This window comes from Kangiella sp. (genome assembly GCF_014762745.1).
Lineage (GTDB): Bacteria > Pseudomonadota > Gammaproteobacteria > Enterobacterales > Kangiellaceae > Kangiella.
Genome location: NZ_JABURJ010000141.1, coordinates 26,709 through 36,957, shown reverse-complemented (window position 1 = coordinate 36,957; position 10,249 = coordinate 26,709). Strand labels below are relative to the sequence as shown.

Here is a 10,249-nt window from a genome sequence, read left to right as displayed (position 1 = left end):
GAACATAAGGCATGTCGATCGAAATAGAAATAAAACTATCAGCGACGCCCGACAAGATTAGTGATATAAAACAATGGGTTAGCGAACGATTCTCGGAGAGCAGTGAGTGGCAGGAAAAGCAGCTGGCCAACACCTATTTCGACACCGAGAACCACAAACTCAGAGAGATGGAAATCGGGCTGAGAATCCGTCGAGACGGTGATAAATTCATTCAATCTGTTAAATCTGCCGGTCGAGTGGTCGGCGGCTTGTTTCAACGCAATGAATCTGAGATCGAACTCCCTTCTAATCAATTAGACCTACAGGCGGTTGCTGAACCCTATTTAATGATTCTGTTGGAAGAGGCGGAAGAAGAAGATGGCCCAGTACAACCTGCCTTTAATACTGACTTTTTAAGACGCCAGATCTTCGTAACAGAGGGCGACAGCCAGATCGAAATCGCGCTGGATGTTGGCTCTATTCGTTGTAAAGAAGAAAAGAAAGATATCTGCGAAGTTGAGCTGGAGCTCAAAGAGGGTGAGCCAGCGATTTTATTCAGTCTATGTCAGGAATTAATCGAAAAATTTGATCTGGTGCTCGATAGCGAAAGCAAAGCCGAGCGCGGCTACACTCTGTGCCAGAAGCCATCGCCTTATTTAAGACAGCTCAGAGTGGTTGAGTTAACCGCTAAATCATCAGCTGAAGCGGCCTTTGAAACTATCGCACATACCGGTCTTGGCCATTGGCAACATTACATCAAGCAAATTAAACGCGAAGTCACGATAGATAATGTGTTGCAACTGAATCGTGCACTGATGTTCATGCAGCACATGTATTCGGTATTCGCCCCCATGATCCCTCGCCATGCTCTCAGTAGTCTGCGCAGCGACTGGCGAGAAATTACCAAAAATTTCGCCAAGCTGCTTAAAGTCGCCCAGGAAATTAACTGGCTTAACAACGGCAAGCTTTACGGCTTCACTTATGAAGAACTGTCAGACTTTGAAAAGGGATTAAGAAGAGCTTTTAAGCGCGAAGGCAGCCAGTTTACCGAATATCTGAAATCCGCATCCTACAACCTCAAATTGCTGCACTTTTCGCGCTGGCTATACCTTAAAGAATGGCGCCTGGCTTTCAAAGAAGGCGGCGGACAACGACTGAAAAAAGAAATTTTCCCATTCGCCATTCGTCAGTTACAGCATCAACTTTTTGATATCAAACGCCACTTAACCGGCAAAGGCGAACTGACCGAAAACGACTACCTCGCCTATCTGCCAAGAATGTACCGTACTTTAGATATCGGCCTCTTCTTCGGCAGCCTGTTCGAAAACAAAAAACGCAAAGCCTATCGCCAAAGATGGGTCGACCTCGTCGCCAGCATCGAACTCTTTAAACAGCTCGAATTTATTCGCCGCGCCTTAAAAACGGAAGACCGTATTGATGAACGCCTCGAACGCACCGAAAAAGACATCCTCGAAGCACTCGTCACCATGCGCACCAGAGCTTTGGAAGAAAACCCGTATTGGAATTAGGCTGTCATTGCGAGGAGCGACAGCGACGCGGCAATCTGGTTAAGCTTTGAAATAAATTTATCGAGATTGCTTCGTCATTCGATCGATAAAGCCGACCTTATTCCTCGCAATGACTACATACGGGCTGGGCTTGTCATACCGCGGCCCCAAGGGCACTTCCTTCTGTCGCTCACCGCGGAAAAAACCGTAGGGAGCGATTTTGAACAGCGGAGCTGGCCTTTGGTGAAATATACGGATGTATTTCATAATCCAGTGACTTTTGATATCAAGTAGGAAGTGTATTCGAGGTTCTGATGGGTTATAACCCATCCTATAATGCTATGAATGCTACTCGTTTAAAGTTTGTAATAAACCTGTAATTCTTTCTCTAAGCTGAGCTTCATTTAATTCGAAACTTTTACGAGTGATGCTTGAATTGTACAAATCAGCCAAACAAAAAATACTAGATAGACATTCACTTAAAAGGTCATCATCATTACTTAATATTCCTTCTTTGCCTTCAAACTTCCAAAGTTCCATATATGTATTTGAGAACTCATCAGCACTTAATCTGCCAGATTGAAATAATTTTGCTAAGGCTAAAATAGTAGTACTCATCTTTTAAAGGCTATAATTCAGTTATGGTTGAGTTTTACGCCTTCTCTTTCGCTAGTTCTTGCTGCGCCTGCTCCAGCATCGGTGGGATCGGGCAGTTCAGGCATTCGGCGATGGCGCGGAGTAGTTCGATTTCCTGTGGATGGATTTTGCCATCGTAGGATACGGCGTCTTCAAGCGCTTGAATCAGAGGTTTCTTCAGCATTGGGGTTAACTGATTGAGGCGTTTCAATGCCTGATGAAAAGATTCGGCATCAAATTTCTTTTCAAGCAGTGCTTGCGGTTCTTTAACAAAAGGTTGTATCAGTTTTAAGTACAGCGCTTGTTTTTCTTCCTCGCTTTGCCCTGTGCTGTGTACCGTGGCTGAAAGAATAATTTGTATCTCTTGTGCTACCGGGTTGAAACTCTTGATGGTGTTGCTTGGAGGCTGTCTACTATCGCTAAGATTTTTTTGCAGGATTGAATACAGCACATACTCAAATTCTGAAATGTGACTATCCAGATGAATGGCCTGGCGTAATAAGCTTAGAAAGCCTTTGCGTTCCGCGGTACTCAAGCGTCGTAGACTAGGAACGGAGATGTCCAGAATGGCTAGACGTAGGTGCCTTTGGTCTTTAGTAATATGTTGGGCTAACTCCAGAACCTGGTCAGCGTCTTTCTGACTGGTTTTCTCAGCAATTAAATTCAATACCGGTTCGGATACTTGGTGATCATCGCTTAACAATAAAGCGAGGGCCAGATGCATGGCGTGATTGTTAGAGTGATGGCTATGGGCTGCCTGACGAATCACTTCGGGTAAAGCCAACAATAAAGCGCCCGCTGCATGTTGATGCAAGGTTGTTGGTTGGCCAATGGTTTCTACAATGGCGTCAAAGCCAAAATCCATCGCCGGCTTGGCTTCTTTTTCCAGCTCGATATGGGCGTGTTCTTGCTGCTGTGCCATTTCACGTAACCGCTTTTCTTCAATCTGTTTGGCTAGATTACGCCATCCAGGCATGATGGCGGTCAGCCGCTTTTCAATCGGAGGGTGCGAGGCAAGGCCGCTTAAGTTGAGCTTGATTGGCTCGGAAATACACATGTGACTGGTTTCTTCGGCGTGTGAATTTTTTAGTAAGGAGCCCTGTTGCTTTATTTTTATAAAGGCACCGGCCAGACCTTCGTTATCGCGTGCATACTGCACCGCAGAAGCATCCGCCAGAAATTCACGTTGGCGAGAAATAGCAGCTTTAATAAGTCGACCAAAGAAGAGACCAATGTAGCCAATGACGAATAGCGACAGGCCAATCACAAAAACGGCTACTACGGCACCGCCACTTTCTTTATTGCTGCTACGAATATTGCCGTATCGAATGTAGCGCATGACAAAATAGCCTGCCTGACCCACTAGCAGTATGCCGGCCAGAATAGCGATCAGGCGCACATTGATACGCATATCCGAGTTGAAAATATGGCTAAATTCATGAGCTACTACGCCCTGTAGTTCCTGACGAGTCAGATTTTCAAGCGCGCCGCGTGTTACCACTAAAATTGTATCACTGGTTTCGAGACCTGCTACAAAGGCATTTATCGAATCTTCTTCGTCCATGACGTAGACCGTCGGAACCGAGGTGCCGGAGGCGATGGACATTTCTTCCACTACATTGAGCAGGCGTCTTTCCAGCATGTCATTGGTATCTGGCAGGATCTCGCGGGCATTGACCATCGAAGCTACGGCTTTGCCACCTGCGCTCAGCTGAAACCAACGGAACAGGGAGCCGAGCAGAATCAACAGCAGGGTGCCAATAGTCACGGCATAAAACCAGGAGTGCTGAAACCAGTCACTAACAGTGAACAGATCTTCTGGTGGTGACTGTGACCGGATCAGTAGGAAACCAATAAAATTAAGGGCTGCGACAATTAAAATCACAGCCATCAGAAAGTAAAAGACAAGTAGCCGGGTTTTCTTCCTGGCTACTTCTTGATGCTCAAAAAAATCCATTCTTGTTATTGCTTATCGGTTGATGAAAAACTTAAGGCTTAATCAAAAGAAACTTTAACGTTTTCTCTGACCTGCTCATCTTCAGCTTCAAACAATTCTGCTTCCTGGAAGCCAAATGGGTTAGCAATAAAATTATTTGGCACCTGCTCGCGATAGGTGTTGTACTGCATGACAGCGTCGTTATAGGCTTGGCGCGCGAATGCAATTTTGTTCTCGGTGGTGCTTAATTCTTCCATCAATTGAGCCATATTCTGGTTGGCTTTCAGATCCGGGTAGTTTTCGGACAAGGCGAATAAACGACCCAATGCACCGGTTAATTGACCTTCAGCATGATTAAGATTCTTGATGGCATTCGGATCTTCAGGGTGGTCGGCTGCGGCCTGATTGGCTGAAACTGCTGTATTACGGGCGTTAATGACCGCTTCCAGAGTTTCGCGCTCATGTTTCATGTAGCCTTTGGCTGTTTCAACCAGATTGGGGATAAGGTCATAACGACGGTTAAGTTGGACGTCGATTTGCGCGTAGGCATTTTTAAAGCGATTGCGTAGACTGACCAGCTTATTGTAAATCCCGACGACAAACAGGATTAACGCGACGATGACGACTAAAGTGATGATAGTACCCATTTAAGATGCTCCTTATTCATTGTTATCGACCTATCCTATCAATGTTTGTCTGGGTGATAAATTATTAGTTTGCATTAAAATGTAATAAATCGTACAACATCAATAGCTTAAATCGGCACAGATACGTTAGCATAACTGGCGCAAAGTCAGTAATCACATGAAAAGTTGAATCATCCATGATGCAGATAGCACCAATTCCGGAATCCCTACAATCTGAAGCAGAGCAAAGAAAGTCGCAATGGCTGGAAGCTCTGGGCACGGCCTATTCTGGCGATATGGAGCAGGTAGCAAGGGTGTTATCTGGTAGCGACTATCTGTTTCAGTGGGCGAAACGCCAGCCACAATGGTTGGTGGAGGCTTTGGCTGCTGACTTGAGCAATCTGTCTGCCAATATTTTGAGTATTCAGGAAAAGCTGGACGTCAATTGGCCAGAATATGAAGTGAAGCAGTTTTTGCGCCATCAACGCCATTATTGGTCGATGCAGATTGCGGTGGCGGATATTCTGCAACAGCTGCCGATTCGTCAAATCTGTTATCTGCAATCGGTGCTGGCTGAACAGCTGATCAACTGTGCGCAGGACTGGAGTTATTATCAAACCTGCCAGCAGTATGGCGTGCCGGTTTCGGCAACCGGGGAAGAGCAACACTTGCTGGTATTGGCGATGGGCAAGCTGGGTGGTGAAGAGCTCAATTTTTCCTCGGATGTGGATCTGATTTTCGGGTTTCCGGAAGATGGTGAGACGCGGATTGGTGAGGGTCAGCGTAAGTCGATTGAGAATCAGATGTTTTTCATGCGTCATGGCCAGAAGCTGATCAGTCTGTTATCGGATAATACTGCGGATGGCTTTGTCTATCGCGTTGATATGCGTTTACGGCCTTATGGACAAAGTGGTGCGCTGGTCGCTAACTTTAATGCATTGCAGGATTACTATCTGGAGCAGGGACGTGAGTGGGAGCGCTTTGCCATGATTAAGGCTCGAATTTTGCAGGCTCATCCGCATTTCCGCGAACAGCTGGTCAATATTATTCGGCCCTTTAGTTTCAGGCGTTATATTGATTTTAGTGTGCTGGAGTCGATTCGTCAGTTAAAGCAGAAAATCACTGCCGAACTGCTGCGCAAAGATGCGCAGAACAACATCAAACTCGGTGACGGTGGCATTCGTGAGCTGGAGTTTATTGTACAAAGTTTGCAGCTTATCAGCGGCGGTCGTCATCCACAGTTACAGGCCAAAAACTGGTGGCAGGCTCTCGAAGCCCTGGTGCAACAGGGTTTGCTCAAAGAGCAGGATGCAACCGGGCTGAAAAGTGCCTACGAGTTTCTGCGCAAGCTGGAAAATAGCCTGCAAATTCATGCCGATAAGCAAACTCAAGATCTGCCTGATAGCGACGAAGAGCAGCAAAAAATTGCACTGCTCATGGGCTATCCAGACTGGGCAGCTGTCGAAAAAGATTTGGAGCAACATCAGCAGCTGGTGTCTGAATTCTTTAAGGGATTATTTCATGACCCTAAAGATGAGCGTGGCCATAATGATGCCATTCCGGTTCTTGAGCAGCTATTGCAGGGACAGCTTGATAGCGCACAACAAACAAAAATTTTAGAGCAGTACCATTTATACGAAGACACGCTAAAGGAACTGCAAAATTTCAGGCAGGAGTTTTCCGAGCGTAAAATTGGTGCCAGAGGTTTTGCCCGCCTGGAGCAGCTTCTTCCTCATTTGGTCATTCAGGCCAGCAAGCAGAAAGATACGGATAAAACCCTGCTCCGGAGTTTGGAAGTATTGCAGGGTATTGGTCGAAGAACAGCCTATTTCGAAATGCTCGCTGAGAATATTCCGGTATTAGAATTTCTGGTGCAACTAGTTTCTCGCTCCAGCTGGTTGGCGCGTCAGTTAGCGATTTACCCTTCGCTGCTGGACGAACTCCTGTTCCCCAGTAATTTCGGCAAGCAGTTAAGCAAAGACAATCTGGCCAATCAGTTGCAACAGGCCATGATGCGCATCGAAATGAATCAGACTGAAGAGCAGCTTTTGGCGTTAAGTCGCTTCAAGCAGTCCAGTCAGTTTAAAATTGCTGCCGGCGATCTAACTCGTCGCTTTGATATCAGCGAAGTGTCGCAACAACTGACCGATCTTGCTGAAGTGATTATGGAATATCTGCTGCAGCTGGCCTGGAATGAGCTGACAGCAAAGCATGGCAAACCGCGGCAGGATGCTGGCGAGCTGGTGACTGATTTTTTAGTGTTGGGTTATGGCAAACTCGGTGGTGATGAACTGGGTTATGGCTCAGATCTGGATCTGGTGTTTTTATATCAGGGAGAACCTGATGCCATGACCCAGACTACTGGAGAGCAGGGTAAGCCACTGGAGTTGCATCAGTTTTATACCAGACTGGCGCAGCGTCTGGTGCATTATCTGGGTACTCGAACTCAGCAGGGTATCATGTACGAAGTGGATACCCGCTTACGTCCATCAGGCAGGGCTGGCATGCTGGTCAGCCATATTGATGCTTTTGAAAAGTATCAGCTTGGCGAGGCCTGGACCTGGGAACATCAGGCATTGGTTAGAGCGCGACCAGTCGCTGGGGATATCAGCTTGAAAGACAGTTATCTGGAGTTACGCAACAAAGTCCTGAGCTGTGATAAACGTGATCAGTTATCAAAAGACGTTACTGAGATGCGGCAAAAGATGCGTGATAATCTTGATAAGACAGATGCACGACTTTGGGATATTAAGCAAGGCCATGGCGGCCTGGTTGATATAGAATTTCTGGTGCAGTTCTGGGCGCTGAAATATTCGAAACAACTGCTTGAACAGTGTTCAGTTAAAGAATTACCTTTTAACAATGTTGACTGGTTGCAGCTATTGTCTGAAAAAGGTCTGCTGGAAAAAGAGACTCGTGACTGCATGATGGAAAACTATCGTCTGTTGCGGGATATAGCCAATGCCAGAGCTTTGCAGAATCAGCCAGCATTACTTCCCAAAGAAGAACTAAGCGAGCAGCGCCAGGCAATCGTTGAGTTGTGGCAATCGACATTTAAATACAGCGATGTAGAATGAACAGAGAAAAGAACCAAGCATAGGAGCCGGTTATGAGTGAGCAGGTGACCAAGCAGTCTGTTAAAAAGCAGGAAGTGATTAAGGTGAAAGACAGTGATTTACCATTGCATTGCCCAATGCCTGATCAGACTTTATGGAATCAGCATCCGCGTGTATTCATGGCGTTTGACAAAGAAGGCCGTGCCAGTTGTCCATACTGCGGCAATCGTTACCAGCTTATCGAATAACATTGACCTTCAATACTGACTTTCAATACTAACTTCAATAAATGTATAAAAAACGATTCATTGGATAAATCATGACAAACCAAACACATTCCTGGGTGGTATTAAAATTTGGCGGCTCCAGTGTTTCCAGTCAAACCGACTGGGACAACATCGCCTCGATTGTTAAAAGTAATATTGAGAATGGCAAAAAAGTGGCCGTCATTCATTCGGCATTTAAGAATGTTACCAATGAGCTGGAAGCAATAGCTCAGCTGGCAGTTACAGATCAAAGTGATGATGCTTTAAATGAACTCCTGAACAAACACAAAGCAATGGCGCATGAACTGGAAGTCGATGCGACCTTGCTTGATCCCTGGTTTGACTCACTGCAAATCGCTATCGCTGATATTCGCCATAAAGAAAAACTGACCGCAATGGACCGAGCGCAGGTCGTGTCGCATGGAGAACTGTTATCTTCAGTTCTAGGCGCGGAATTTTTACGCAAGGTTTTTGGTGATAGTTATAGCGTCCAATGGTTGGATGCGCGTCAGATATTAACCTCAGAATCTAATCATCATCAAAATGAAAATGATCGATTCTTAAACGCTGTCTGTCACCCAAGACCGAATCAGGAACTGGCCAATCAATGGGCCAATGACGCTGATGTGATATTGAGTCAGGGATTCATAGCTTCAAACGAAGACGGGCAGACGGTACTGCTGGGACGCGAAGGTTCGGATACTTCCGCTGCCTATTTTGCAGCCTTGTTGCAGGCCGATAAATTGGAAATCTGGACCGATGTAGCAGGCATGTTCAGCACCGACCCAAACAAAATCAGTAGTGCTAAAAAGCTGGAAACGATTAGCTATAACGAAGCTTTCGACATGGCCGAATCTGGCGCAAAAGTGCTGCATCCAAGATGCCTAAGCGCGGTTATGGCCTACAATATTCCCATCGAAATTCGTAATACCCATAAACCCGATGAATCAGGCACGCTGATCACCAGCGACTACGAGCCCTCTAACTGGGTTAAAGCGATTGCTTTGAAACAAAACATTCCGATTATAACTTTGCAGTTAGGTCGTCGCGGGCAACAGCCAGATACGCTGAAAAAAGTATTCACCATAATTAATGCGTTTGGTTTGAGCAGTGAGTTAATGGCCTCAACCAAAAACTCATTGGTTATGGCGATAGAAACCAACAACAGTATTTATTCAGATTCTATTTTGCAGAAACTGTCTGAGAAATTAGCCGAAGTATGCCGTAGCGTTTTCACTTCACACAGCGCTATGCTCACCCTAATTGGCTGTGAAGCAAGCCAGGCACTATGGCACTTATTACAAATTGATGCCGATCTTCCTGAGCAATGGTTACTACTCAGCCATGCCACTGGCGATCATCATTTATCATTTTTAGTGAACGATGATGATGCTTTAAAAGTATTGCAACTACTGCATGATAGTTTGATTAAATGAAATTGAATTTGACTATAAGGACGTTATAGGTTGGGTTAGAGGCTTTGCCTCGTAACCCAACAAAATATCAACAGTTGTGATGGGTTACGGCTTACGCCTAACCATCCTATAAGTAGAGCGGTGCGTCACGACGCAGGTCCTGCCCTAGGGGTACCCTACAAGCGTATAGGTACAAAAAAGGCGCTTAAAGCGCCTTTTCTTTTAAAACTCTGACATTATTAATTTAGTAATAAGGATTCTCACCTTCTGCGTGTTCGGTGACGTCTTTAACGCCTTTGACTTCTGGAACACGCTCAATCAGAGTTTTTTCGATACCTTCTTTCAAGGTGACGTCGACCATGCCGCAACCTTGGCAACCGCCGCCAAACTGAAGCACGGCAATACCACTTTGGGTGAATTCAACCAGTGATACCTGGCCGCCGTGGTTGGCGAGCTCTGGATTGATTTCTGATTCTAGGTAATAACGAATGCGATCCGAAGCTGGCGCGTCGTCATCAACTTTGCGTGCTTTTGCGTTGGGTGCTTTCAGCGTTAATTGACCACCGGTTTGTTCTTTCGAGTAGTCGATTTCGGCCTCTTCTAAATAAGGAGCGCTATCTTCGTCGACAAAGGCTGAAAATCCATCAAACTTCAATTCTGTGTCGGTGTCTTCGACAGCATCTGGTGGGCAGTAGGAAACGCCACACTCTGCGTGGCTGGTGCCTGGGTTGACCACAAATACACGAATGCCGGTATCAGGCTCTTCCTGACCGGCTAATAAACGGCGAAAATGCTCTTGAGCAGCTTCTGAAATAGTAATCATAATA

The 10,249-nt window shown here is 45.9% G+C and carries 8 protein-coding genes; 4 read left to right on the top strand and 4 right to left on the bottom strand.

What is annotated here, in order from left to right:
* Nucleotides 1-11 precede the first annotated feature (11 nt).
* Nucleotides 12-1,508 carry a CYTH and CHAD domain-containing protein gene (locus HUJ19_RS12620; RefSeq protein WP_290624621.1) on the top strand — a complete coding sequence of 499 codons (1,497 nt, stop codon included), beginning with the start codon at nucleotides 12-14 and terminating at the stop codon, nucleotides 1,506-1,508.
* A gap of 327 nt (nucleotides 1,509-1,835) precedes the next feature.
* Here the strand turns inward: HUJ19_RS12620 and HUJ19_RS12615 are convergent, their stop codons facing one another.
* Genes HUJ19_RS12615 through HUJ19_RS12605 form a run of 3 tightly spaced genes read right to left on the bottom strand, consistent with a single transcriptional unit; the run spans nucleotide 1,836 to nucleotide 4,706 of the window.
* Nucleotides 1,836-2,105 carry a colicin immunity domain-containing protein gene (locus tag HUJ19_RS12615; protein WP_290624620.1) on the bottom strand — a complete coding sequence of 90 codons (270 nt, stop codon included), beginning with the start codon at nucleotides 2,103-2,105 and terminating at the stop codon, nucleotides 1,836-1,838.
* Nucleotides 2,106-2,139: 34 nt separating this feature from the next.
* On the bottom strand, nucleotides 2,140-4,080 hold the full coding sequence (locus HUJ19_RS12610) for a M48 family metallopeptidase (protein ID WP_290624619.1): 1,941 nt from the start codon (nucleotides 4,078-4,080) through the stop codon (nucleotides 2,140-2,142).
* Nucleotides 4,081-4,118: 38 nt separating this feature from the next.
* A complete protein-coding gene (locus tag HUJ19_RS12605) occupies nucleotides 4,119-4,706 on the bottom strand; it encodes a LemA family protein (protein ID WP_290624617.1) in 588 nt (195 codons plus the stop codon).
* 176 nt (nucleotides 4,707-4,882) lie between these two features.
* On the opposite strand from HUJ19_RS12605, the gene glnE reads away from it, so the two are divergent.
* From glnE to HUJ19_RS12590, 3 genes are all read left to right on the top strand, one after another.
* On the top strand, nucleotides 4,883-7,762 hold the full coding sequence (gene glnE / locus HUJ19_RS12600) for a bifunctional [glutamate--ammonia ligase]-adenylyl-L-tyrosine phosphorylase/[glutamate--ammonia-ligase] adenylyltransferase (protein ID WP_290624615.1): 2,880 nt from the start codon (nucleotides 4,883-4,885) through the stop codon (nucleotides 7,760-7,762).
* Nucleotides 7,763-7,794: 32 nt separating this feature from the next.
* Nucleotides 7,795-7,989, top strand: a complete 195-nt coding sequence (locus HUJ19_RS12595) for a zinc-finger domain-containing protein (protein ID WP_290624613.1) — start codon at nucleotides 7,795-7,797, stop codon at nucleotides 7,987-7,989.
* A 71-nt stretch (nucleotides 7,990-8,060) separates the two neighbouring features.
* Nucleotides 8,061-9,443 (top strand): aspartate kinase, encoded by a 1,383-nt coding sequence (locus HUJ19_RS12590; RefSeq protein ID WP_290624612.1) that lies wholly within the window; start codon nucleotides 8,061-8,063, stop codon nucleotides 9,441-9,443.
* Nucleotides 9,444-9,666: 223 nt separating this feature from the next.
* Here the strand turns inward: HUJ19_RS12590 and nfuA are convergent, their stop codons facing one another.
* A complete protein-coding gene (gene nfuA / locus HUJ19_RS12585; protein WP_290624610.1) occupies nucleotides 9,667-10,245 on the bottom strand; it encodes a Fe-S biogenesis protein NfuA in 579 nt (192 codons plus the stop codon).
* Nucleotides 10,246-10,249: the final 4 nt, after the last annotated feature.

What these genes read in the sequence shown, in the direction of transcription:
- HUJ19_RS12620 (WP_290624621.1), top strand. Translation starts at nt 12, where the DNA reads ATGTCGATCGAAATAGAAATAAAACTATCAGCGACGCCCGACAAGATT.
- HUJ19_RS12615 (WP_290624620.1), bottom strand. Translation starts at nt 2,105, where the DNA reads ATGAGTACTACTATTTTAGCCTTAGCAAAATTATTTCAATCTGGCAGA.
- HUJ19_RS12610 (WP_290624619.1), bottom strand. Translation starts at nt 4,080, where the DNA reads ATGGATTTTTTTGAGCATCAAGAAGTAGCCAGGAAGAAAACCCGGCTA.
- HUJ19_RS12605 (WP_290624617.1), bottom strand. Translation starts at nt 4,706, where the DNA reads ATGGGTACTATCATCACTTTAGTCGTCATCGTCGCGTTAATCCTGTTT.
- glnE (WP_290624615.1), top strand. Translation starts at nt 4,883, where the DNA reads ATGATGCAGATAGCACCAATTCCGGAATCCCTACAATCTGAAGCAGAG.
- HUJ19_RS12595 (WP_290624613.1), top strand. Translation starts at nt 7,795, where the DNA reads ATGAGTGAGCAGGTGACCAAGCAGTCTGTTAAAAAGCAGGAAGTGATT.
- HUJ19_RS12590 (WP_290624612.1), top strand. Translation starts at nt 8,061, where the DNA reads ATGACAAACCAAACACATTCCTGGGTGGTATTAAAATTTGGCGGCTCC.
- nfuA (WP_290624610.1), bottom strand. Translation starts at nt 10,245, where the DNA reads ATGATTACTATTTCAGAAGCTGCTCAAGAGCATTTTCGCCGTTTATTA.